We start from the raw sequence: 23,444 nt of genomic DNA, 5'->3' as shown, positions 1-23,444 counted from the left end.
TTTAACCACACAAGAATAAACTGTATTATTTATTGTTATCCGTTTCCGTGAAGATTTTTCCCCTAACGTAAGAATTCAGGAGTCAGGAGAAAGAAGAATATTTTTCTCTTCTGTTTGCTATAGAAAACATTCTGTATCCTGAATCCTTACCCCCTAACTAAATAATTTATTCTTCACAACTACTTATTTATGTTTTCCTTGTTTAAACCTTTACAATCAATTGATCTGAGACTAAAAATTTTAACATTAATAAGTATTTTAACTATTGTGATAACGTTATTATTTATCAATACCAGTTTGAATCAAGATTATTCAAAAATTAGTAACAATAATATAGCCCAAACAACAAGTATTAATCAGCTAGATTATCAAGGAAAATTCAAAGTTGTTTATACTGCTTTACAGCGCAAGCATTCTATTGACAGACAACAGAGATTGCAAAAATATCAGTCATTTGAAAAACTAGCCCAAAAATTGAATACAGTTTTAATCATGCCTAATGATATCCAAATTATTTTGGGTGATTGTGGTGCTGTGAATGCCTATTATAAACCTTCTGAACATAGTATTACTATTTGCTATGAATTAATAGATAGGTTCACAGATGTATTTATGAACCACTATCAATCAAAGAGACTAAATATCAATCTATCCGAAGTAGTTAATAAAGTTAATCGTCGGGTAGCAGGTACGACTATTTTTACTTTTTTTCATGAATTGGGACATACCTTGATCGATGAATTAGATTTACCTGTAACTGGCAAAGAAGAAGATACTGTTGATGAATTTTCTACAATTTTTTTGTCAGAATGGGGACAAGAATATGCGGCTTTGGCATCTGCTATCCAGTTTGGATTATCTGGAAATCGGGAAATAGAAATTGTTAGTAAAGATTTATCTTTTTGGGATGAACATTCTTTGAATTACCAAAGATTTTATAATATTATCTGTTTGGTATATGGGAAAAATCCACAAGCATATGATGTTTTAGTAAAAAAAATAGGTATCCCTGCTCAAAGACAAAATATGTGCCGAATAGATTACAATAGGAAACTTAAAGCTTGGCGGACTTTACTAAGCCCTCATTTAAGAGCAGGTATGAATTTATTGTAAATTTAATTTAGAGCAGAAAACAGGGTTGAGAATCTCTTGATACAGTGGATTGCAGATCAATGAGGTACAGAATCTAAATTCAAAGCCAGTTGTACTCCTGACTCCGAACTCCGAACTCCTGACTCCTGAATTTTAGAATTACTTCTAATTCGTAATTAATCAGTTAATTACGAATTAGAAATAAATCAAAAATCTAAACTTATCCAGTCTGGTTGACGATAATAGTGTGTCATGTTATCAAATTTCCGCAATTCAACTCTATTGATTAAAATTTCTGGAAAATTTAATAACCATTGTTGATTTAACTCAGACAACATAGTGCTGAGTTTTGTGCGGTCTAATTCTGTGGGAATTTCCCCAAAATAGCCTAATGTAATATGGGCTGTAAAGTTATAATGCTGCTCAATTCCCAAGCCCATTAATTTACGATTTTGATAAATTAGTCGGCGAAGTTGAATTATCTCCTCATAGCTGCGCTCATCTTTGGGTATTAAACAAACACCTACAGCCCTTGGCATCACGATCAGTCCCAGCAGTTGCCAAGAAATGGGATTATTTGCCTTTGTCATGGATTCTTGATACTGTTGAAACAAGTCACCTAGACAAGAGTTAAGTTCTTCGGCAAATTGGGGATTTTTTTCAGTGGCATGAATGAAAGCATGATCCCAGATGAGGTCAGCTACGGTGACATGAAAGCTGGCCGGAGGTACAGGTACAATCAAATCGCAGTTGAGTGGTAATTCTAAAAGCGATCGCTGATAAGACTCTATTTGACTGTAAAAATCAGCGTTTTCTGTATCTTCTGCCGCAGGTGGAGTAATCAGCGTATAGCCAGGAAAAGGTGCTGGTTCTCTGATTCCAGAATTTGGCTGAAATTTAGAAGATTCCTGAATGTGCTGAACTTGGGATTTGTAAGCTTCTGGTAGCGTCATGCGGGCTACCCGATTTAAGTAGGTTTGGTAGTTGTCGTCCAATCTTCATTGCCTCGCGATCTCTTGATAGATTGTAGGGAAAATTAGACCATTTTGGGTTTTTGATTTTGGTCGTGTTCGGGGGGATTTATTTATGCCAATTTATGTTTACTGGGGTGAGGATGATTTTGCGATTGAAAAAGCGGTGGCTGTTTTGCGCGATCGCATTCTTGATCCTCTCTGGACTAGTTTTAATTATACCGCCTTCCCCCCGGATCAACCCGATGCTATCATTCAGGCTTTAAATCAAGTCATGACACCTACCTTTGGTGCAGGTGGACGCTTAGTTTGGTTGATCAATACCACTCTGTGTCAACAGTGTCCAGAGAATGTCCTAGGGGAATTACAACGCACTTTAGCCGTAATTCCTGAAGACTCATTTTTATTGCTTACCAGCCGCAACAAGCCTGACGAACGCCTCAAAGCTACAAAATTTTTGAAACAATTCGCTCAGGAGTTCCGGGAATTTCCCCTCATTCCTCCCTGGAAAACGGAATTATTGGTGCAAGCTGTCAATCAAGCGGCTCAAACTGTGGGTGTGAAACTAACTTCCCAAACTGCGGAACTGTTAGCAGAATCTATAGGTAACGATACCAGGCTTCTCTACACGGAAATGGAGAAATTGCGACTTTTCACTGAAGGTAGTAACAAACCTTTAGACGTAAAAACAGTAACTCAGCTAGTTAGAAATACTACTCAAAATACCTTACAATTAGCAGCAGCGATTAGAACTGGAGATACAGCTAAAGCTTTAGGGATTGTTGCTGATTTGATGAATGCCTCTGAACCTGGGTTGCGGATAGTTGCAACTTTAATTGGTCAGTTTCGTACTTGGCTATGGGTAAAGATTATGATGGAAGGTGGAGAGCGAAATCCTCAAGCGATCGCAAAAGCTGCCGAAATCGCTAACCCCAAACGCATCTATTTTTTACAACAAGAAGTTAATTCTCTTTCTGTACAGCAATTAATTTCATCTTTGCCCCTACTACTGGAATTAGAAGTTAGCCTTAAACAAGGGGCATCAGAAACCTCAATACTCCAAACTAAAGTTATCGAACTTTGCCAAGTATGTCAGAGAAGGTAACTGGGGATTGGTGATTGGTGATTCTCACCTGTTCCCTATTCCCTGTAAAAATTTAGCTGATTTCGGGTTTACTGGAACTTCTTCTTCCTAAAATAATTCAAATCCACTATCATACCTCTAACATATATTCTGTGTCATCTATCGTATGCAGGAAAATTACTTTGTCCTTTTCCGAACACAAATCAGGCAAGTACTGTCTCAGTCCTTGGTATTTGCAACTCTGACTACCACTGGTGTAATTATTAGCACTTTGGGATTGGGTGCCAAAGCTGATGCTCAAGCCTTGACAGTTAACAATGCAGAAGTTACCAAGTATGCCGAATCTGTATTAGCAATGGAACCAAAACGGCAGCAAGCCTTTGAGGAGATTAAAAAACTGATTGGTGGAAAAGATATTCCCACAATTGTTTGCAACGAACCCAACAGTATGAACTCCCTACCCAACAAGGCCAAGGATATAGCAGTTAATTACTGCAACGATTCTCAAAAAATTGTTGAAGAAAATGGCTTAAAGATTGATCGCTTCAATAGAATTACTGTAGAACTCCAAACTAACAGTGCTTTAAAACAACAGGTATATAATACTCTACTACGTTTACAGAAAGTCTCTGATCCTAAGTCGGGTGCTTCTGCTCCTTAAGCCATCATTTACTTATGAGGATGGGCTTTATTCACAGATGTAGAGACGTTCCATACAACGTCTCTACTGTATTGATTTGAAGCTATGTGAGCAAGTCAAACTCAGAACAGAAAGCAGACAAAGAAGGCATTATCCCTCTATCTATTTGGGTCTTTCTTTTCTTTTTTGTCCTTGGCATCTTTTTTAGGCTTTTTAGTTTCTTTATTACTTTTATGCTCTTTTGACATTAGTTTTATCCAATGAGGTTAACCTACTTAGGTAGGGGCAAAAAATATAACTATATTAAGAAGCGTCAAGGGCAGGAGAAAAGAGAAAAACCTTTACTCTTTAACCTTTTCCCTACAAAACTTAAAATAGTATTGTTTAATGCCACCTATTTACTTAATTGAAGCATAAACAAACTATCATTAAACATGATTTTGAATGCTCCAGGACTTACGCACAACAGAACGAAAGTAGCGGTAATTCATGAATTACCGCTACGTAATAATAAGGTTTTCAGCCACATCTAGCGTCAGCCCTATGCTCTAAAACCGTTGACCTATGCCAATATGCACTCGGCTATCTCCTTGGTCATTAATTCCATAATCAGCCCGAATTAAGCCCAAAGGTGAGTCAACCCGCACCCCTGCACCATAACCAAAACCATTTCCAGGCTTATTCCGATCACCCGCAGGATCTCCTATAACAGTGTCACCAGAACCTAAATCTGAAGCAAAGTCTGCAAAAATTACACCCCCAGCGATGGGGAAGATGGGAAAGCGATATTCGGCAGAAGCTAACACATAACTGCGTCCACTAGCCACTTTACCAGCATCATAACCACGCACCGAATTAGAACCACCCAAATTGAAGGTTTCGTAAGGTGGTAAATCACCAATTACAGTTCCAGCTTGCAGATTTAAAGCAAATACTTGTGGCTTGTTGCTGTTAAATAAGTTAACTGGCATAAACTGACTGTAATTGCCCCGGAGACGATTCATAGAAATCTGACCGTGACCAACAGGAACAGATTGTTCGGTGGTGAAACTGAGGAGAGAACCTTGAGTTGGCTTATTAGGGTTATCGCGTTCGTCTTTGGTGGCTGTGAAAGATACGGTAGTCAGGTCATCAATTCCATTGCCACTAAAAGATAATTGGTTGTTATTGGCATCTTTTGGGGTGATATTACCTTTGCGATCGCGGATGGAGACACGAGTATAATTAAGACCTAAAGAAGCATCCCAGCCATCAACCTCTTGCTGAATACTCACTCCACCACCAATCCTGCCTTCCCTTACTTTGTCACCATTTTCTAGCTTGATAGTATCGTCGAAAGTATCTGAAAGTTCCCTTCTACGGAATGTCTTGATGTTATATCCAAAGCGATCGGGGGTAGTTGCGCGATAGGGACTGTTAAAATTAGTATTAAACAGTACATCCTGTCTATTAACTTCAATATTTGCGGCCAATGTATCATTGACACCGCCAACATTTTGATCTTTATAGCTGACAATGACTGATATCCCATCATCAGCATTGTAACCACCACCCAAGTTAACCGATCGCGCCCCAACTTCTTGGAGTTCGTAGATTAAATCGGCTTTGCTTGCATCCCCTTCAAAAGCAACATTGACGGTTTTAAATAAACCCAATTTATATAAATTTTGTACATCTTGACGGGCTAATTTGTCTTGAAAGACTTGACCTGGTTGCAACTTGAGTTGCTGTCGGAGAAATTCAGTTTGAGTACGTCCCTTGACTGGGTTGCCTTTACTATCAACTTTTTCCCCCTCTTCAGTCAAAAAGCGAAATTTAACATCAGCTACCAAACCTTCAGCCACATTAACTGTAAGAATACCTTGGCGGCTGGGTTTAATTGATAGTACTCTACCTAAGGTATAACCGTTTTCTGTGTACCACTGATTAATTTTTTGGACTATTTCCTGGAGTTTGGCTGGACTAATATCTTTACCAATCTGATTTTGAAAACTTTCTAAGGCTACTTTATAATTAAGTACCTTTGCACCAGATAATTGTAAGGCTTGTACGACTACTGGCTTGACTTGATACACCACATTCAAGCCAGCGGATGTATTACTACTGTTAACATTGGCACTCGCAAATAAACCAGTATCTAAAATTGCTGTTACATCTTTTTGGAGTTGGGTTTGACTGGTATTACCGCCTATTTGGGTTTTAATAACTTTGCGAATTATCTGCTCTAATTCTGGATTAGCACCAACTATCTGGACATTGGTGGCAATAACTACTAAATTGTTATCTGTAGTCAAGTTGTTATTGATATTGTTCGGTACAACCACAGGCTGAGAGCTAAATTCTATGGCATAAGTAGTTTCTGGAGATGCTAGGGTTTCTACCTGTGCTGTTTGATTTTCCACAAATGGGACGACGACAACATCACTTGTTGCGTTTACTTCCTCCTCATTTGTGGTTTGATTTGGTACAGCACTTGCTTTGTGAGTGATATTACTAGCAACTAAAGTAGCTAAGGTAAAAATTGCCGCAGAGGAAACTCGCATAATTAATATTGATTAATTTAATTAACTGGTAGTTAGTTGCAGTCAGGGCAAGTCCTGGGGATAATGCTAATTTCTAGCTTTTTGCCGATTTATATCCCTATGCCAGTAAATCAAGAGACTGTTAATTGTAATTTTTTGTTTCTTGTCAATTATTCCTAATGCCTAACACAGATTTAATGAGTATTTATATCTAGGCAATCTAGAGATTTTTTACCAGATGATATTTGGGGCTTGCTGAATAAACCAAAAACCTACATATATCAACAGTTTCAGGCTAAAAAAGTTGGATAAGGTGCAAGAAATAAGCGATGAAAGTATCAAAAACCGTTCATTTACCCAGATTTGAGAATATTCTGATCTCCTTCTAATTCTTTCTCCTGACTCCTGACTCCTGACTCCTGACTCCTAGCCCTAAAGGAACAACTTTCTCAGCAAGCCCTATTTAGGTTGATTTAGTGCGATCGACAATACTTATTATCAGATTTTATGATCACAAATTGCAATACTCTGCAAATATTACTAATCTAAAATCCAAAATCTAAAATTCTATGAGTGATTTATCCCAATTACCTTTAGTTGCCAACTCTTCAGATACTGCTTCTCGGTTACAGTTACTAGTTTTAAGTAATGGTCATGGAGAAGATGTTATTGCTGTCCGCATTTTACAAGAATTGCAACGGCTATCTTCACCACCAGATATCTTTGCTTTACCGATAGTTGGTGAAGGACGTGCTTATCAACAATTGAATGTGCCTTGTATTGGTTCGGTGCGAAGTATGCCTTCTGGTGGTTTTATTTACATGGATAGTCGGCAATTGATGCGTGATGTCCGTGGTGGTTTGGTGCAATTGACTTGGACTCAAATTCAAGCTATTCGTCGTTGGGTGAGTTCGCAAACGAAATTAGGTCATAACAAGGCTATTTTAGCGGTGGGAGATATTGTCCCGCTGTTGTTTGCTGCTGTCAGTGGTGCTAATTATGCTTTTGTGGGGACGGCAAAATCTGAATATTATGTGCGGGATGAGGTGGGTTTGTTACCCAGGAAGTCAAAATCGGCACGTTGGGAAAATTTTTCTGGTTCCATTTACCATCCTTGGGAAAGGTTTTTGATGAGTCGTCGTCGTTGTTGTGCTGTGTTTCCTAGAGATTCGCTGACGACGCAAATATTAAAAAAGTGGTCAATTCCAGCTTTTGATTTGGGGAATCCGATGATGGATGGTTTGGAATCGACTTTGAGAACTCCAAGATTTTATGGTGCTGATGCTGAACAACAAGAAATTGTTCGTCCTTTGATGGTGACTTTGCTGCCTGGTTCCCGTGGGACTGAGGCTTATGCTAACTGGGAGATCATCATGATTGCTGTATCTGCTATGATTGCTAGTTGGCAGGAACGAGATTTGGTATTTTTAGGTGCGATCGCTCCTGGTCTAGATAGCAATATTTTATCTCAAACTTTGCAAATCCACGGCTGGCAAAGATCTACAGTCTCTCCTGTGCAGCTTTCTGACCCTGATTGTATAACCTTTAAACAAAAAAATGCTTATTTAATTCTCACTCAAGCCGCTTACAATGACTGCTTACATTTAGGAGATTTAGCGATCGCAATGGCAGGAACAGCAACAGAACAATTTATTGGTTTAGGCAAACCTGCGATCGCTATTCCTGGTCAAGGCCCTCAATATAACCCTGCTTTTGCTGAAGCGCAAAGTCGTCTTTTAGGAGTCTCTTTAACTGTGGTGAACCAACCAGCAGAAGTTCTCCAAGTGGTACAATCCCTATTCAAAAATCCCGACCTGATCCAAACAATTGCCGAAAATGGCGTTCAACGCATGGGACAACCTGGTGCAGCGAAACGGATTGCCGAATGTTTACAAGACAGATTAGGTTGAAATTAACCTACCAACCCAGAACGCAAAGCCCGAACCGCAGCTTGAGTACGGTCATCCGCACACAGTTTATTTAAAATATTGCGGACGTGAGTTTTGACTGTTCCCACTGTGATGTAAAGCTTTTCCGCAATTTGTCCATTACTACAACCAGCTACAATCAACTCTAAAATTTCTAATTCCCGTTGAGTCAGAGGATAGGTTTCCAATACCTGTTCATACTCTGTAGCCAACGCCTCGATTTTTACAGTCTTTGGTTTATCAGATGCCAGACTCTCTCCAGGTATACCCAAACGCATCTTCTTGAGTACCACATTAGCGATCGCTGGATCAATCCAAGAATTACCAGCATGAGTCGCTTGTATAGCCTCAGTCAATTTATTAATACTTGTTTCCTTCATATAATAAGAATCTGCCCCTGCTGCAAAAGCCGCTAGAACCGCATCTTCTGTATGATCCATTGTCAAAATCAAAATTTTTGTATTTGTTTGTCCAGTTTCTGCTTGATAACGCTTAAACTTGCGGGTTAGTTCAATCCCGTCCATATCCGGTAAACCAATATCTACTACCGCCACATCTGGTTTAGTCGTTTCCAAAAGTTTTAAACCTTGGGTCGCATTTGCCGCTTCCCCAATAACTCTTAATCCGCTGTGTGACTGCAATGCAGCCCTTAGTCCCATACGGGTTAAATCATGATCCTCAATTAAAAGAATGCTAATTTCACTCATCGTTACACCTAACTAGAATATCTGACTGCTTATTTAAAGTTAAAACTTTTTGTAAGTATTTGATCTTATTTCTCCAAACCAAAGATAGATGATATTTAGTTTCACTTGCATCTGTCGATAGAAATAATCAAGTTGATTTGTTTTATGTTGGGTAGAAGTAAAAATCTAGCTACGGATATATGGCTATTATTTTTTAAAACATGAAATATGGAGACTAATGTGCAATTATCTGACCTCTTTGTCATGACTTAACCATAATTTATCAACTTTTAAGTTCATAATTACACAATGCAACAACTAATAAAGGGTAAAATGAATCTCGCTAAAAACTAGCATAGCACACTAAAGCATAGTTAGATTTTCTTAAGAAAATCTCAGATTATCCTGTTAGTAGCAAACCATAGTCAAAAAGGAATAAAAGTTATTTAAACAAACTAAGTAAAATTCAAGATAAACATCAGAGCTTACTTTTAATTCAACTTTAAATTTTTTTTAGAACTCCCACTCTCAAAATATGCACTTAAAACTAGTTAATAGTAAATGAGTCAAACAATTTTGGATTTTAGACTTTGTTGCGATACTTTCCTACAAAAAGCTACGCGAAATGATTTTAGATTTTGAATTAACCCTACGGATAAATCTAGACCCTTGTAGCATCAATGAATCGTCAATACAGAGAAATATTCTAGTGGGTAAAACTGCTCAAGCTTTTGGTACACAATGTTTATATGCAACTCTCACTAATGGCTGAAGACGGTGAATCATCTGCTCATTTACAATTGTGTTGAGATGGATAAAGTATTTTATTTTACTTTATATCGACCCTGCCTAATTTAGAAGAGAATAATTTTCATCTAGATAATGGAAGAAAGGAGGACGATAAATTTAATTTCATGAACATCAATTTAGATTAGATTATGTGTAAAATCCTTAAATTACTCTATATCTATATCTGATGATACACAAAAATTTTGAATTCTGTAGTTACATATTTTTCACATGGAAATGCTGTAAATCAAAATTATTGAACAGCGAAAATAAATAAAAACTGATGGAAGAGACGCTGAAAATTTTGGTTGTAGATGATGACGAAGTAGATCGCATGGCAGTTCGGTTAGCCCTGACGAAAGCAGGCGTTTATATGGAATTGTGTGAGGTCAGTGATAGTAATAATGCACTCTCTGCCCTCAAAAGGACTAACTTCGACTGCGTGTTTCTAGGTTATCACTTACCAAACCAAGATAGCTTAATTTTAATTAACAAACTACGCTCTTCAGAAATCAAAGTTCCTTTAGTCATCCTCACTGCGCCAGAAGATGAACAAATTGCTATTGAATTAATGGCAGCAGGTGCTACAGATTATATTGTTAAGTCCAAACTATCCTCGGTAAATTTGGCACAGATTTTGCGGAGTTCGATTCGATTATACAACGCACAAATCAAGGCAGACTTAGCATATCAGAAGTTAAAAGAAAGTCATGAACAACTAATTAATCAAAACCAAGAATTGGAGAAACAACGGCAACAAATTCAGGCACAAAATTTAAAACTTTTGGAAGCAACACGGCTAAAATCACAATTTTTAGCAACCATATCCCATGAATTACGAACACCAATGAATGCTATCATTGGTTTTTCCCAAATCCTGTTACGTCCCAAATTTGGTCAACTTACTCATCAGCAAGCGGATATGGTGGAACGGATTCTCAATAATGGTAAGCATTTGTTAATGCTGCTCAATGAAGTATTAGATTTTTCTAAACTAGAATCTGGCAGATTAGAGCTAAAACCTGAAATATTTGACCTCTCAAAAATAGTTAATAATACCGTATTAGAAATACGTTCCTTAGCCGAAGCAAAAAAGTTATCCTTGCTTGTAGAAATAGACTTAAAAAATACTTTAGTATTTAATGATCCAATCCGAGTACATCAGATTTTAATCAACCTTCTTTCCAATGCAGTTAAATTTACCGAATATGGAAGTATTTGGGTAGAAATCAGAGAAATTACTGCCAAAAATCAGATTACAATTACTATCCGAGATACAGGAATTGGCATTTCTCCTCAAGATTTTCAACATATTTTTGAAGCATTTCGACAAATAGATCAAGGTATTAGTCGTAAATATCCTGGAACAGGTTTGGGTCTAGCAATTATTAATTCATTAGTGCAAATGATGGGGGGAAAAATATTTCTAGAAAGTCAATTAGGAGTAGGTTCAATATTTAAAATTGAATTACCTCGTCAAATAACATCAACACCTAGTTCTCATCCAGGAGATAATTATAGTTTCAGTTTAAGTAGTGGCGATGGTTTGTTTTATTCTGCTCAAAATCCACCCGAATTTCCACCATCTCAATCTAGCCAAGCTGTGATGGGTTATCCTCACTTAACAATGTAGATTAATTGAGATTCATTTCAAAAAAGTTGCTAAATTATGTCTGTTGTCAAGATTGATAAAGTTGATCGTATCCTCGCCGTTGATGATACTAGAGATAATCTAATTTTAGTGCAAACAATTTTAGAAAGCGAGGGCTATGAAATTGACTTAGTATCAGATGGTGCAACCGCTTTACAAAAAGTATTACAATCTCCGCCTGATCTGATTCTACTAGATGTCATGATGCCAGGGATGGATGGTTATGAAGTCACACGTAGAATTCGTCATCATGCCGATCTCAGCTATATTCCCATCTTGTTAATTACAGCCTTTCACGAATCTAGCGTAGTGGAAGGATTAGATGCTGGTGCTGATGATTTTATTCGTAAACCATTTGATACGGATGAACTACTAGCCAGAGTGCGATCGCTCTTGCGGCTTAAACACAGCATTGACGAACAGCAAAAAATGACCCGTCAGCGAGAAGACTTTGTATCTCGTCTCACCCATGACTTACGCACACCCTTAGTAGCAGCGGATCGAATGTTAGCTTTGTTTCAACAGGAAACTTTTTGTAAAATATCTCCAGAAATGAAACAAGCCATTTCTGTGATGATTCGCAGTAACCAAAATTTAATGCAAATGGTCAACACCTTACTAGAAGTTTATCGCTTTGAGGCAGGTAAAAAGACCTTAAATTTGGAAAAATGCAACTTACAGGAAATAGCCGCAGAAGTAATTAGTGAACTAACTCCCCTTGCTCATGAGAAAAATTTGACTCTTAAATTAGATACTCATCAATTAGACCAGCTAAGTAATCATGCTGGAATTATTATTGGCGATAGACTAGAACTACGACGAGTGTTGAATAACTTAATCGGTAATGCAATCAAGTTCACAGATACAGGTGGTGTCGAAATCCGCATTTTGGAAACCTTATCCACCAAGACCAAGCACAGTGGAATCTTAATTGAAGTTGCAGACACAGGTTATGGAATTTCCCCGGACGATCAAGCAACAGTTTTTGAAAGATTTCGTCAAGGTAGAAACAAAAGATCCGGTAGTGGCTTAGGACTGCATCTATCACAACGAATTGTAGAAGCACACGGTGGAAAAATAGAACTTTCCTCAGAATTAGGTAAAGGTAGTATATTCACAGTGAGACTACCTAAAGAAAATTGATGACCTTATTACCTAATTTTCCTGACATACTTCAAACTCCAAATAAGGCTCGATTTTATCATCCAGCAAATGACAAATGATCGCCTCTAAATCCTCAAGCATATAGGGTTTGCTAATATAGTCATTAAAACCGGCTCTGAGGATACGCTCTTGGTGTTCTCGACCAGTTAAAGCTGTAACTGCAATTACTGGAATATTGCAAGTTAGAGGCTCGCGTTTTAGATATCGAGCAACATCTAGTCCATTCAGACTAGGTAACAAAATATCTAACAAAATCAAGTCTGGCTGATGCTCTTTTGCTACTAATAGTGTGGTGGAACTGTCCGATTGACAAATAAACCTGCACCCCAGTAACTCTAGAGCATAACTAAGTAAAAGTAGACTATCATCATGATCCTCGACTACCAAAATCAAAGGTGGCTGAGAGCTTTGCTTCTTTTCATCACTCATGAATGAATGTGTCAGATACATCTCTTCTCCAGAAAATTAAATTGGGATTTATCATCTTTCTAGTAAAAACAATAATCCCGCGAGCCATAGGAGATTGCTTATTCAGGATTAGCTAGTGTATTGCTGGCGCTCAGTTGATAATTTTTCCCGGCATCAAAAAGGAAAGAAAAACTCAATCTGAATAGCTTTAGCAGACACACCTTGATTATATGCAAAATTGCAGAATATTTTCCTAATAGTTTTACAATAACTTTATATATAAAAATTAGATAGTTATTTATATTAGTATTAATAATAACTACTTTGTAAGTATTATTTCACAACTAAAACTTGATTTACAGCATACAAACCAGTATGAAAATACACTACTCAATTGATATAATAGAAATTTTACTAACCTTTTCACAGTAGCCTGAAATATCTATTAATATATAGCGATCCTATTTGAGTTGAGAACTGATTGGTGGGGGCAGGGAATAGGGAACAGGGGGAAAGAAAGCGTTCATAAATCATTTAGGATTGCTGTATCTTGATGACTGCAATACAGTCATTTACCAATTTATCTTAAATTAAATAAATTAGGCTCTCCGGTACTTTTTATGCTAAATTACCAAGTCGATAAGAGAGAACAGAGAACCACTATAGCAATAAATATACATTAATAAGTTGGTAAAAAAGTTAGCTAATCCCCACTGGAACGTAAATATTTTCAGCATAATACTTGACATAGTGGTGCTTATGTATTATATGTAGTATTTAAATGGGTGATACGCTCATTATTTAACTCTTTTCCTAGTTAATTTGGGTAATTTCCCAGCTTAATAACTTTTAAATTATGTAAACTTATGTAATATTATTTTTGTTTTCCAAAATTGAGAAAAATTACTTAACCTTACCACTTGTGTTCTCTAACAGTTACAGGTAATAAAAACTAGGAGATTAGCTTAAAAGTAAAATATGTGTAATAATTTACCCATAGAGTTTCTTGGCAATAAGAAATAATTTTGTTTTGGGAACTAACACACAGGTAGTTTATAGTACGATCAAACTTTTCCATCATCTCCTGCATTATTACCAAATAACTTAACCCTCACTAAATTGCATCAAATATGGATTTTGATTATTTCAGAAGTAATGACGACAATAATTCCAAGAATAACAATCGGCAAAACTTACTCTCTAATGGTTGGCGGCCATTTCAACGTGACTTTGATTGGGGCTATTTCCAGCAAATTATATTTCATGATACCCATGAGTTAACCCAAAAAACTATTAATCTAGCAAGTTATTATGCAGATGCGTTAGCCAGAAAAGATTATGCTTGGTGGGCAAATATATTAAATCTAGCTTCAGAATATACTCGTGGTGAATTGCAAAAATATTGGAATTTTATTACACCTGATGCAATAACGCCTGACCATCGCTACAAGGATGTTTTAACTACAGAAACACCCATTGTCCAATTTGTGAGTCGTAATAGTATCCCCATTGATTATGTTTTGAATTTATTGCAAGAAATTACAGTTTTGAGGGTTTTACGTTTATTAGAACGTCCTGATATTATTACTCAATATTACTCAGAGAGAGATTTCTATTTTCCCGCAGAAAAATTTGTTAATTGGGAACGACTAGATGTCATCAATACTGTTTATGCTTACTGGTCTAAATACGATATTTGGTTACAGATTGATCCTTATGATCGTGGACGAAGACAATATACTTTAATGTCTCAAAATCTAGCGCCATTAATTAATAAAGCGACTTATGATTTAGCTGTGATGTTGAGTGGATATCAAAGTCGTGTTGGTAAAGTTTATAATCAATTTCCCATTCGTACATTTCCCCAAGAAATTCAAGACTTTAGTGACTCAGTTCAACAAGCAGTTCTCAATCAGAACCAATTAGCCGTTGTAGTACATGGAGAACCGGGTACAGGTAAAACAGCATGGACGCAATCAGTAGCCAAGGAAATTTTAGTACCTTTAGGCTATGTAATTTTTATTTTGGATCATGATGCTATTACTAATTTTGTTCCTCCAAATTACTTAGAAAGGATTTGTATAATCATCAATGAAGCCGATAACTTAGCTCAAGATAGAGCTTCGGAAGTAGCACAATATAACAACAAAACTGAACATATTTTAGCTTTGTTAGATGGAACTTTATACCAAAGTGTCATAGATGAATCTGGTGTACAGATGAAGCAGCATTTAGTGGTATTGATGACTTGTAATACTACAGAAAGATTAGATCCAGCTATGTTACGGAAAGGCAGGGTGGACTTAATGTGCGAGTTTACACAGCGGTTTGTTTAAAAAATCAATTGAAAAAGAGAGGAAACAAATTTTGATTAATTACCGTCACATTCTCCCGTAAGAATGTAGGTACTACTACATAATTTAATGTACATCTTTCCAGGAGTTAAAACTGAATGTTGTTAAATCGTATTTCTGTAATGACACTGTTGATTTTGACTTTAGGTAGTACTGCGGCATTTGCCCAGTCTAATCCCACTCCTACTTCTACATCAACTCCTACTCCCACACCTACTAAAAAGCCCGCTCCCAATTTGGAGTATCCAGGGGGATTACCCAAAGACTTGAATTTAACGCCTAAGCAACTGGAGCAAGTTAGAGAAATTCGCAGAAATAATCCGGTTAGAGAACGTATACAAAAAAAGAGAGAAGAACTGCGTCAAGCACAACAGGAATTTTTGAAACTCATGGCGGGGAATGCTAGTAAGCAGGATGTAAATACTAAATATCGTCAAATTAATAATCTCAGAGAGCAAATAGCTAATGCAGAGTATCAAGATGATCTAGAGATTAGGGAAATTTTAAATTCAACACAACGCCAGAAATGGGTTGAACATATACAAAAACGTTTTCCTGCTCCTCCAAATCCCTCAACACAACCAAAATAAGGCTATGACCTTAATCAGGAATAAATATTGGGTTTTGTCACTGTTGCTGTTATTAGGAAGCGTTATTCCTAGTGATGCGGCAACTACAACCGTAAATCCCAAGGTTCTGCATATCATTAATCGTTTGAGCTTTGGTCCTGCACCTGGGGATATTCAAAAAGTTGAATCTATGGGTGTAGAGAACTATATTAAACAGCAACTCTCCCCTGATTCTATTTCTGAGTTGGAAAGTTTGACTCGTAAACTTTCACAAATGAAGACTCTAAATTTTAATGTGGTACAACTTTGGCAATATTCCACAAAGATTCCGGGCGGAGTACTATCAAGTCAAGAAAAAAAGCAAGCTATCATCAAGCAATCTAGGCAAATTAGTAATGAAGCAATCCAGTCTAGATTGTTAAGGGCTACTAGCAGTCACCGCCAACTTCAAGAAGTGATGGTGGATTTTTGGTATAACCATTTCAATGTGGATGCTAATAAAGGACGAAATCGCATTTGGGTAGGTGCTTATGAGCAAGAAGCGATTCGTCCTTATGCTTTGGGCAAATTCCGGGATTTATTAGGAGCAACGGCACACCATCCGGCGATGTTACTTTATTTAGATAATGCTAAAAATAAAGTTTCTAATCGTCCAAATGCTAAGGGTAAAGCCGAGGGTCTAAATGAAAATTATGCCCGTGAGTTGATGGAACTACACACCTTGGGAGTAGATGGTGGTTATACTCAACAAGATGTGATTGCTTTAGCACGAATTTTGAGTGGTTGGGGGATTGTTAATAATTCTCATCAGGATAAGAGTGATGGATTTGAATTTAATTCCAAACATCATGATTTTAATGACAAAGTTCTTTTAGGTTACAAAATTAAAGGCAGTGGTAAGGCTGAGGGGGAAGAAGCTTTAGATATTTTGGCTCGCAATCCGGCTACTGCTCGTCATATTAGTTACAAGTTAGCTCAGTATTTTGTGAATGATAATCCTCCAGAAACTTTAGTTAAAAAACTGGCACAGCGATATCTGGCGACTGACGGTAATATTCGTGATGTACTGAATACTTTATTTCAGAGTTCTGAATTTTGGGACGAGAAGAACTTTAACAGCAAGTTTAAAACACCCTACCAATATGCAGTTTCAGTAGTTCGGGCAACGGGGATGGAATTGAATAATACCAAATCAATTTTGGAATTTTTCAAGCAGTCAGCGATGCCTCTCTATAAATGTCCAACTCCAGACGGTTATAAAAATACTAAAGAAGCTTGGTTAAATCCTGATGCGATGACTCGACGGCTGAGTTTTGCGACTGCGATCGCTAATGGTAGTTTAAAAATATCCAGCTTACCACCGCAAAACAATCCAGACAAAGCAAAAGCACCAAAACCCAGAAAAACCATCCCACCTGCTGGAAATGGTGATTTAACCATATTTAAACCAACACGACGACAGATGAAACCAGGTAAACCAAAAAGGGTGCAACAAAGAAAAGCTAATCAGCCCATACCTGTAGATTATGAACAACTGATTAATACATTGGGTAATTCATTTTCTCCTCAAACCCAAAAAGCGATCGCATCAAGTCCACTAGAAATTCGTAGCGGTTTAATCTTAGGTAGCCCAGAATTTATGCGGCGTTAGGCTGATAATTCGTAATTAGGAACACTCTTCCCAGTCCCCAAGCTTATGAAAAGACGTGATTTTCTCATCCAAACCGGGCTATTTTCCACTTCACTTATTACCACTATTGGTAGTAATGCTTGGGTTGCCCATTCAGCTACTCCTAAAAATAACCCAAAACGCTTAATAGTCATCTTTTTGAGAGGTGGAGTGGATGGTTTAAACATCGTCGTTCCCTATTCAGAAACAGCTTATTATCAAGCTAGACCAAAAATAGCCATTCCCCAACCTGGTAAAGAAGGGGGAGTGATAGATTTAGATGGTCGCTTCGGATTACATCCTGTATTATCTCCGTTAATACCTTTTTGGGAAAAAGGCAATTTAGCATTTGTTCATGCTTGCGGTGTAACTGACTCGACTCGTTCCCACTTTGACGCTCAAAAATATATGGAAAGTGGAACTCCCGGTAACAAAGGGACTAGAGATGGTTGGATGAATCGTTTACTGGGAGTGATAGCGAAAAAAACGCCTGTGCAAGCTGTAACCGTGGGACAAAACACACCTTGGATTTTGTATGGTCAGATGCCCATAGCCAATTTACCATCAGGGGCAAATCCTAAACAACGGCTGTTGATAGATCGTCCCCAAGTAGCAACGGCATTTGATCAACTCTACAGTGGCAACGATAGCCTCAGTCAAACCTATCGTCAAGGCAGAATGGCGCGTGAAGCGATTATGAAAGACTTGGATCAGGAAATGACCATGGCCAACAATGGAGCGCCTTTACCTGATGGTTTTGCTAAAGATGCGAGCAGATTAGCACAACTGATGGCGAGAGATTCCAGAATCGAATTAGGATTTATGGCTTTAGGTGGTTGGGATACTCACGCTAATCAAGGTAGCACCCAGGGAACATTAGCTCAGAATTTGGGCAAATTGGGCAAAGGTTTAGCAGCTTTGGCTCAAGGTTTGGGCAATGTTTATCAAAATACGACCATTGTTGTCATGTCTGAATTTGGTCGCACTGTGCGCCAAAATAATAACGGTGGTACAGATCATGGACATGGTAACGTTGTCTGGGTTTTGGGTGGTAATGTTAAAGGTGGCAAAGTTTATGGAGAATGGCCTGGTTTGTCAGCATCCCAATTGTATGAGAAAAGAGATTTAGCGATCGCTACAGATTTTCGTGATGTAATTTCTACAGTGCTGCAACGTCATATTAATTTAAATTCCAGCCAACTCAATCAAGTCTTACCAAATTACAAACCCACTCAAAAAATAGCATTACTTTAACAGTTATCAATTGTAGGCATATCTCGTTCCCAGTTTCCAACGGGGAATATCATCACAGAAGCTTTGGCGCTGCCGTCAATCAAGGCAGACCCCTATCACATTCTAGAGTATGGGAACAAGAAATAAAAGGTGAGAATTAGCGTAAATCAAGGATTTTTGCTACAATTATTTACATAAATTCATATCTTCTTCCCGTTTTGGGCAGATATTTGAGCAAAAATCTCTATGAAGACAGTTCTCCAATCAGAACAAAAGCAAATCACTAGATTATTTTCTCACCTGGAATTTGATGGAAATAAATTAAATCATCAACCAGGTAGCGTCTTAGGAAGCACTGCTTTGATTGCTGGAACTACCATTGGGGCTGGTATTCTTGCCCTACCTGCGGTGACTTTACCATCTGGGATTTTACCATCTACAATTCTCATCATTGCGGTTTGGTTATACACATTATTTTCAGGCTTGTTAATTGCAGAAGTGACATTAAATGTCATGAGTGCAGAGGGCATTTCCAGCATAGGTTTTTTGGCAATAGTAGAAAAGACATTAGGTAAATTAGGAGCGAGAATTGCTGGTGGTACATACTTGTTTATGCACTATGCACTTTTAGTTGCATATATTAGCAAAGGTGGAGAAATTTTAGTATCGGTATTAACTAAAATCACCGGTTCAGCAACTAGTTTACCTAACTGGATAGGAACAACAACTTTTACCCTCTTATTTGGCGGTATCCTGTATTTAGGAAAAGAAAAATTTATTCAGAAACTAAACAGTGCCTTTGTGGCAATTGTGATTATTTCTTTCATCGGGTTATTATTATTAGGATCAGGGCAAGTAAAAAGTTCACAGTTTTTATTTCAAAATTGGAATGCCGTGGGGAGTGCAGTTTCAGTTATCTGTGTCGCTCTTTTTTATCATAATGTTGTACCTGTAGTGGTGACACAACTAGAAGGTGATATACCGAAAATTAGAAAATCCATCATTATTGGTTCTGCCATTCCCCTAATTATGTTCTTGGCTTGGAATGCCGTAATTCTGGGCAGTGTTAGTCCCAATATGCTAGAGAATCATTTAGAAAATGGCAGTATTTTTGATCCTTTGCAAATTCTGCGTTCTGGTGGAGCAGGAGAATTTTTAGGATTAGTATTAACTGTATTTTCAGAGTTTGCAATTATCACCTCATTTATCGGTTTTGTTTATGGGTTGGTGGATTTCTTTAAAGATATTTCTCGAATGACAAAAGGTGAACTTTCCCGTTTACCTATGTTCTCACTTGTTTTATTTCCCCCAATGAGTTTAGGCACAATAAATCCCACCATTTTTTTTACTGCACTGGATTATACGGGAATCTTCAGCATTTCGGTTTTAGGTGGAATTATTCCCGCAGTTATGAGTTGGAAACAACAAAACCAACAAAACTTAACAAATGGTATTTATCAATCTCTGATACCGGGTGGTAAAATCACATTAACTCTCATGATTACAGTTGCATTAGCCTTAATAATCAAACAAGTTTTATCAATTTAATACCTATTAAATACTAAATACCAATTTAAAGCTTATGCATCCAAAATCTCCTTTGCAGTTGACGAAAGGGGCATTTTTACGTTTAAGCCTGTTATTTGTGGCAATGCTTGGGTTTGTTGTGTGGTTGAATCAGTCTGGTTCTTTGGAAAATGCCCAACTTTTAGAAACCCTTTACAAGCAAGGAAATTACATTGAGGCAGTATTATGGGGTTTATTTGCTTTGGGGTTTATAGCGTATAGCTACAAACGAGATTCACTGATTGCTAAACGCAAAAATCAAATTACATCGGTAATTTTTCTTTTGTTTGGATTATCTGATATTGTCGAAGTTCAAACAGGAGCATGGTGGAACCCTTGGTGGTTATTTCTCTGGAAAGCAAGCTGTGTTTTAGGTTTTATAATTTGTTTTTGTGACTATTTAAAAAGCCATTATTCCAAAAATCATTAATTCATTTTTTTGTTGTAAGGATTCAGGATAAAGAATGTTTTATAGAGCAGGGAACAGAAGAGAAAAATATTCTTCTGACTCCGAACTCCGAACTCCTGACTCCTGACTCCTGACTCCTGACTCCTGACTCCTGACTCCTGACTCCTGACTCCGAACTCCGAACTCCGAACTCCGAACTCCTGAATTCTTACTTTTTATTTTTATTTAAAATGAGTAATTCTCGCTTAGTGAAAATTAGTAAATTTCTGAGTAAATATTTACGTCACACACCAGAAGAAATAGGTATTAAATTATCTCCTGGTGGTTGGGTTGCTGTGGATGAACTTCTAATAGCTTGCACTAATCACAAATTTCCTATTACTCGTGAAGAATTAGAAGAAGTAGTTGCTACCAGTGATAAAAAACGTTTTGCTTTTGATTCTACATTGACTCTGATTCGTGCTAGTCAAGGACACAGTACACAAGTTGATTTGCAATTAAAACCTGTTGTACCTCCAAAAGTGCTGTATCACGGCACAGGAAAAACATCTGTAGATGCAATTATGCAAACAGGAATTTCTAAAATGTCACGTCATCATGTACATTTATCATCTGACATTGCCACAGCTAAAGTAGTGGGTGCAAGGCATGGAAAACCCGTTATTTTAGCTGTAGATGCTGGTGTGATGTATGCAGCAGGTTATATTTTTTATTGTTCTGATAATGGTGTTTGGTTAGTAGATCATGTACCACCTGAATATTTACACTGCATTTAGTTTTAAATATGTCCTTTGACAGACTTCGTGAGTAGATAAAATTACTAATCTATGGATAGGAATTTTCATGAATTAGACTATGAATATTATTGCTTGGATAATTCTAGGACTTATTGCCGGAGCGATCGCTAAAGCTATTTATCCTGGTCGTCAAGGTGGAGGTATATTAGCAACCATGATTTTAGGTATGGTTGGTGCTTTTGTTGGTGGAACTTTAGTAACTCTTTTAGAAACAGGAACATTACAATTTACAGCCGCAACTCTGAGTATTCCTGGCATAATTGTGGCTATTATTGGCGCAATAGTTGCAATTTTTCTGTGGGGTTTGTTTACTGGACGTACTAGTTATTAGGTGGAATGTGGCTAAAGCCAATATGATATAAAATAACCTTTAGTCAGCGATGAAAAGGTAATGAGTTTTACCCCATTACCTGTTACTAATTCTTTAATTGCCAGAAATTAAACTCTAACTTTTTCTTTGGACAAGATACCATTTTCATCTTCATCAAATTGTTGATGAACCGCATCCCAGCCGGCTTGTTCAGATGTAAATTCGTCGCTAGTTTCATTCAATATGGCATTATATCGCTGAATGAATACTTGCTGCGCTCCTGGTGATAGATGAGCGCGAACTTCAGGAGATAAATCTTCTGGGCTGTTACATGGGCCAGGACAAGCATGAGCCAGGGTTTTATCACTTGTGTGAATTTCTTCAGCACCAGCACTTTCTAATAGCAATTGAAATTCACCTGTGCGATCGCTCGGAATTTCTGCCATTAATAAGAATTCTCCAGCTTGTAAGCGGGTTTGATAAATTGCCGCTTTCTCTTCTGGCATCCCCATAGCCGTGAAAACCGACACTAAACCAGCACCTGCACTACCTGCGATCGCACCACTCGCAGCCCCCAACAACACCGCACCAATTGGCCCTGCTGCCACAATTGGCCCCACAAAGGGAATAAATAACACGCCTACACCTGTCAGCAAGCTCAAGAAAGAACCGAACAAAGAACCAAAAACTGCCCCTGTTCTCAAACCCCCTAGAATTACATCCCGCTTAGTAATAAAACCAGAAATTCGCGTTTCTGACTGGAAATTTCGACCCATTACCGAAATATGATCCTTCGGTATACCTCTATCTAGTAAACGGCGAATTACATCATCAACTTGTTTCTGCTCTCTTAATACAGCCGAAATTGTCCGTTCTGCTTGATATCCTTCTGACACTTGTATACTCCTTCTACTTGTTATTAACAACTCTCAACTACACACCAACTGGAACTTTAGTTTCTAATTGTTCTTGTCTATCTGGTTCTAATGACTCCCCTTGAATAAATGAGCGCAGCATCCAAGCCATCTCCTCATGTTCTTCCATTAATTCAGTCAAAAAGTCAGCAGAACCCTGATCATGAAACTCTTCACTACACCGATCTACATGACTTCTTAAGTTGCGAATAACCTGCTCATGATCTTCCACTAATCGAGTTACCATCCCCGTTGCTGTGGGAATTTCACCACTATGTTCTTTGAGCGTAGCAAGCTTGAGAAATCCTTCCATTGTGCCAGTTGGATAACCTCCTAACTTACGAATTCTTTCCGCTAATTCATCAATATTTTCAGTCAATTCTTCGTATTGTTCTTCCCAAAGTTCATGTAAGGTACGGAACTGAGGCCCAACAACATCCCAATGATACTTTTTAGTTTTTACTACCAGGACATAAGAATCTGCTAAATCTTGATTTAACAAATTCATCACACCGTAACGCTGTTCTTCTGTCAAGCCAATGTTAATTTTAGTCATTAATCTCGTAGTCTATTAGTACTTACAATATAAGTTGTCATAATCTCGATATAATCCACATCAATCAATAGAAATATTAATATTTATTTTCTTGTATATCTAAAGAAACATTCTGATTTTATTTACTTAAAT

The 23,444-nt window shown here is 37.5% G+C and carries 21 protein-coding genes; 15 read left to right on the top strand and 6 right to left on the bottom strand.

The window, feature by feature from the left end; genetic code table 11:
- Positions 1 to 198 precede the first annotated feature (198 nt).
- Positions 199 to 1,113, top strand: coding sequence for a DUF4344 domain-containing metallopeptidase (locus tag AC012T_RS11680; RefSeq protein ID WP_487065887.1), 915 nt, complete (start codon positions 199 to 201; stop codon positions 1,111 to 1,113).
- Between the two features lie 185 nt (positions 1,114 to 1,298).
- On the opposite strand, the gene AC012T_RS11675 is transcribed toward AC012T_RS11680, so the two are convergent.
- On the bottom strand, positions 1,299 to 2,087 hold the full coding sequence (locus AC012T_RS11675) for a DUF1868 domain-containing protein (RefSeq protein WP_487065885.1): 789 nt from the start codon (positions 2,085 to 2,087) through the stop codon (positions 1,299 to 1,301).
- 91 nt (positions 2,088 to 2,178) lie between these two features.
- Here AC012T_RS11675 and holA point away from each other — a divergent pair, with 91 nt between their 5' ends.
- Both holA and AC012T_RS11665 read left to right on the top strand, forming a co-directional pair.
- On the top strand, positions 2,179 to 3,168 hold the full coding sequence (gene holA / locus AC012T_RS11670; protein ID WP_487065883.1) for a DNA polymerase III subunit delta: 990 nt from the start codon (positions 2,179 to 2,181) through the stop codon (positions 3,166 to 3,168).
- Positions 3,169 to 3,313: 145 nt separating this feature from the next.
- A complete protein-coding gene (locus tag AC012T_RS11665; RefSeq protein ID WP_487065881.1) occupies positions 3,314 to 3,808 on the top strand; it encodes a DUF4168 domain-containing protein in 495 nt (164 codons plus the stop codon).
- Positions 3,809 to 4,335: 527 nt separating this feature from the next.
- Here AC012T_RS11665 and AC012T_RS11660 read toward each other — a convergent pair.
- Positions 4,336 to 6,330: a BamA/TamA family outer membrane protein gene (locus tag AC012T_RS11660; protein ID WP_487065879.1), complete on the bottom strand. Its 1,995-nt coding sequence runs from the start codon at positions 6,328 to 6,330 to the stop codon at positions 4,336 to 4,338.
- A 548-nt stretch (positions 6,331 to 6,878) separates the two neighbouring features.
- Between AC012T_RS11660 and AC012T_RS11655 the strand changes: the two genes are divergently transcribed.
- A complete protein-coding gene (locus AC012T_RS11655; protein ID WP_487065877.1) occupies positions 6,879 to 8,219 on the top strand; it encodes a lipid-A-disaccharide synthase-related protein in 1,341 nt (446 codons plus the stop codon).
- 2 nt (positions 8,220 to 8,221) lie between these two features.
- Here AC012T_RS11655 and AC012T_RS11650 read toward each other — a convergent pair whose 3' ends face one another.
- Positions 8,222 to 8,944, bottom strand: a complete 723-nt coding sequence (locus AC012T_RS11650) for a response regulator transcription factor (RefSeq protein ID WP_015214012.1) — start codon at positions 8,942 to 8,944, stop codon at positions 8,222 to 8,224.
- 604 nt (positions 8,945 to 9,548) lie between these two features.
- Here AC012T_RS11650 and AC012T_RS11645 point away from each other — a divergent pair.
- The 3 genes from AC012T_RS11645 to AC012T_RS11635 all read left to right on the top strand — a co-directional run bounded on the left by AC012T_RS11645 (position 9,549) and on the right by AC012T_RS11635 (position 12,506).
- Positions 9,549 to 9,695 carry a hypothetical protein gene (locus tag AC012T_RS11645; protein WP_487065875.1) on the top strand — a complete coding sequence of 49 codons (147 nt, stop codon included), beginning with the start codon at positions 9,549 to 9,551 and terminating at the stop codon, positions 9,693 to 9,695.
- Between the two features lie 300 nt (positions 9,696 to 9,995).
- Positions 9,996 to 11,345 (top strand): sensor histidine kinase, encoded by a 1,350-nt coding sequence (locus tag AC012T_RS11640; protein ID WP_487065873.1) that lies wholly within the window; start codon positions 9,996 to 9,998, stop codon positions 11,343 to 11,345.
- Between the two features lie 36 nt (positions 11,346 to 11,381).
- Positions 11,382 to 12,506 (top strand): sensor histidine kinase, encoded by a 1,125-nt coding sequence (locus tag AC012T_RS11635; RefSeq protein ID WP_487065871.1) that lies wholly within the window; start codon positions 11,382 to 11,384, stop codon positions 12,504 to 12,506.
- Positions 12,507 to 12,518: 12 nt separating this feature from the next.
- On the opposite strand, the gene AC012T_RS11630 is transcribed toward AC012T_RS11635, so the two are convergent.
- On the bottom strand, positions 12,519 to 12,977 hold the full coding sequence (locus AC012T_RS11630) for a response regulator (protein WP_487065869.1): 459 nt from the start codon (positions 12,975 to 12,977) through the stop codon (positions 12,519 to 12,521).
- A gap of 1,088 nt (positions 12,978 to 14,065) precedes the next feature.
- On the opposite strand from AC012T_RS11630, the gene AC012T_RS11625 reads away from it, so the two are divergent.
- The 8 genes from AC012T_RS11625 to AC012T_RS11590 all read left to right on the top strand — a co-directional run bounded on the left by AC012T_RS11625 (position 14,066) and on the right by AC012T_RS11590 (position 21,863).
- On the top strand, positions 14,066 to 15,271 hold the full coding sequence (locus tag AC012T_RS11625) for an AAA family ATPase (RefSeq protein WP_487065867.1): 1,206 nt from the start codon (positions 14,066 to 14,068) through the stop codon (positions 15,269 to 15,271).
- Between the two features lie 116 nt (positions 15,272 to 15,387).
- Complete coding sequence (locus AC012T_RS11620; RefSeq protein WP_487065865.1) at positions 15,388 to 15,879, top strand: Spy/CpxP family protein refolding chaperone; 492 nt, start codon at positions 15,388 to 15,390, stop codon at positions 15,877 to 15,879.
- A gap of 4 nt (positions 15,880 to 15,883) precedes the next feature.
- The gene (locus tag AC012T_RS11615) at positions 15,884 to 17,509 is read left to right on the top strand and encodes a DUF1800 domain-containing protein (protein WP_487065863.1); all 1,626 of its coding nucleotides are present in this window, start codon (positions 15,884 to 15,886) and stop codon (positions 17,507 to 17,509) included.
- A gap of 45 nt (positions 17,510 to 17,554) precedes the next feature.
- The gene (locus AC012T_RS11610; protein WP_487065861.1) at positions 17,555 to 18,781 is read left to right on the top strand and encodes a DUF1501 domain-containing protein; all 1,227 of its coding nucleotides are present in this window, start codon (positions 17,555 to 17,557) and stop codon (positions 18,779 to 18,781) included.
- 225 nt (positions 18,782 to 19,006) lie between these two features.
- Positions 19,007 to 20,308 (top strand): amino acid permease, encoded by a 1,302-nt coding sequence (locus AC012T_RS11605; RefSeq protein WP_487065859.1) that lies wholly within the window; start codon positions 19,007 to 19,009, stop codon positions 20,306 to 20,308.
- 34 nt (positions 20,309 to 20,342) lie between these two features.
- Positions 20,343 to 20,756 (top strand): hypothetical protein, encoded by a 414-nt coding sequence (locus AC012T_RS11600; RefSeq protein ID WP_487065857.1) that lies wholly within the window; start codon positions 20,343 to 20,345, stop codon positions 20,754 to 20,756.
- 209 nt (positions 20,757 to 20,965) lie between these two features.
- Positions 20,966 to 21,511: an RNA 2'-phosphotransferase gene (locus tag AC012T_RS11595; protein WP_487065855.1), complete on the top strand. Its 546-nt coding sequence runs from the start codon at positions 20,966 to 20,968 to the stop codon at positions 21,509 to 21,511.
- 79 nt (positions 21,512 to 21,590) lie between these two features.
- Positions 21,591 to 21,863, top strand: a complete 273-nt coding sequence (locus AC012T_RS11590; protein ID WP_438892092.1) for a GlsB/YeaQ/YmgE family stress response membrane protein — start codon at positions 21,591 to 21,593, stop codon at positions 21,861 to 21,863.
- 107 nt (positions 21,864 to 21,970) lie between these two features.
- Here AC012T_RS11590 and AC012T_RS11585 read toward each other — a convergent pair whose 3' ends face one another.
- Complete coding sequence (locus tag AC012T_RS11585) at positions 21,971 to 22,738, bottom strand: ChaB family protein (RefSeq protein ID WP_487065853.1); 768 nt, start codon at positions 22,736 to 22,738, stop codon at positions 21,971 to 21,973.
- A gap of 37 nt (positions 22,739 to 22,775) precedes the next feature.
- Positions 22,776 to 23,312 (bottom strand): Dps family protein, encoded by a 537-nt coding sequence (locus AC012T_RS11580; RefSeq protein ID WP_487065851.1) that lies wholly within the window; start codon positions 23,310 to 23,312, stop codon positions 22,776 to 22,778.
- Between the last annotated feature and the right edge of the window lie 132 nt (positions 23,313 to 23,444).

Source organism: Anabaena sp. EIM26 (genome assembly GCF_057568715.1).
The sequence above is the reverse complement of the archived record's forward strand: the minus strand, read 5'-3'. Positions and strand labels throughout refer to the sequence as shown.

Coding starts and splice junctions, on each gene's coding strand:
- holA (WP_487065883.1), top strand. CDS start 2,179: ATGCCAATTTATGTTTACTGGGGTGAGGATGATTTTGCGATTGAAAAA.
- AC012T_RS11665 (WP_487065881.1), top strand. CDS start 3,314: ATGCAGGAAAATTACTTTGTCCTTTTCCGAACACAAATCAGGCAAGTA.
- AC012T_RS11660 (WP_487065879.1), bottom strand. CDS start 6,330: ATGCGAGTTTCCTCTGCGGCAATTTTTACCTTAGCTACTTTAGTTGCT.
- AC012T_RS11655 (WP_487065877.1), top strand. CDS start 6,879: ATGAGTGATTTATCCCAATTACCTTTAGTTGCCAACTCTTCAGATACT.
- AC012T_RS11650 (WP_015214012.1), bottom strand. CDS start 8,944: ATGAGTGAAATTAGCATTCTTTTAATTGAGGATCATGATTTAACCCGT.
- AC012T_RS11645 (WP_487065875.1), top strand. CDS start 9,549: ATGATTTTAGATTTTGAATTAACCCTACGGATAAATCTAGACCCTTGT.
- AC012T_RS11640 (WP_487065873.1), top strand. CDS start 9,996: ATGGAAGAGACGCTGAAAATTTTGGTTGTAGATGATGACGAAGTAGAT.
- AC012T_RS11635 (WP_487065871.1), top strand. CDS start 11,382: ATGTCTGTTGTCAAGATTGATAAAGTTGATCGTATCCTCGCCGTTGAT.
- AC012T_RS11630 (WP_487065869.1), bottom strand. CDS start 12,977: ATGTATCTGACACATTCATTCATGAGTGATGAAAAGAAGCAAAGCTCT.
- AC012T_RS11625 (WP_487065867.1), top strand. CDS start 14,066: ATGGATTTTGATTATTTCAGAAGTAATGACGACAATAATTCCAAGAAT.
- AC012T_RS11620 (WP_487065865.1), top strand. CDS start 15,388: ATGTTGTTAAATCGTATTTCTGTAATGACACTGTTGATTTTGACTTTA.
- AC012T_RS11615 (WP_487065863.1), top strand. CDS start 15,884: ATGACCTTAATCAGGAATAAATATTGGGTTTTGTCACTGTTGCTGTTA.
- AC012T_RS11610 (WP_487065861.1), top strand. CDS start 17,555: ATGAAAAGACGTGATTTTCTCATCCAAACCGGGCTATTTTCCACTTCA.
- AC012T_RS11605 (WP_487065859.1), top strand. CDS start 19,007: ATGAAGACAGTTCTCCAATCAGAACAAAAGCAAATCACTAGATTATTT.
- AC012T_RS11600 (WP_487065857.1), top strand. CDS start 20,343: ATGCATCCAAAATCTCCTTTGCAGTTGACGAAAGGGGCATTTTTACGT.
- AC012T_RS11595 (WP_487065855.1), top strand. CDS start 20,966: ATGAGTAATTCTCGCTTAGTGAAAATTAGTAAATTTCTGAGTAAATAT.
- AC012T_RS11590 (WP_438892092.1), top strand. CDS start 21,591: ATGAATATTATTGCTTGGATAATTCTAGGACTTATTGCCGGAGCGATC.
- AC012T_RS11580 (WP_487065851.1), bottom strand. CDS start 23,312: ATGACTAAAATTAACATTGGCTTGACAGAAGAACAGCGTTACGGTGTG.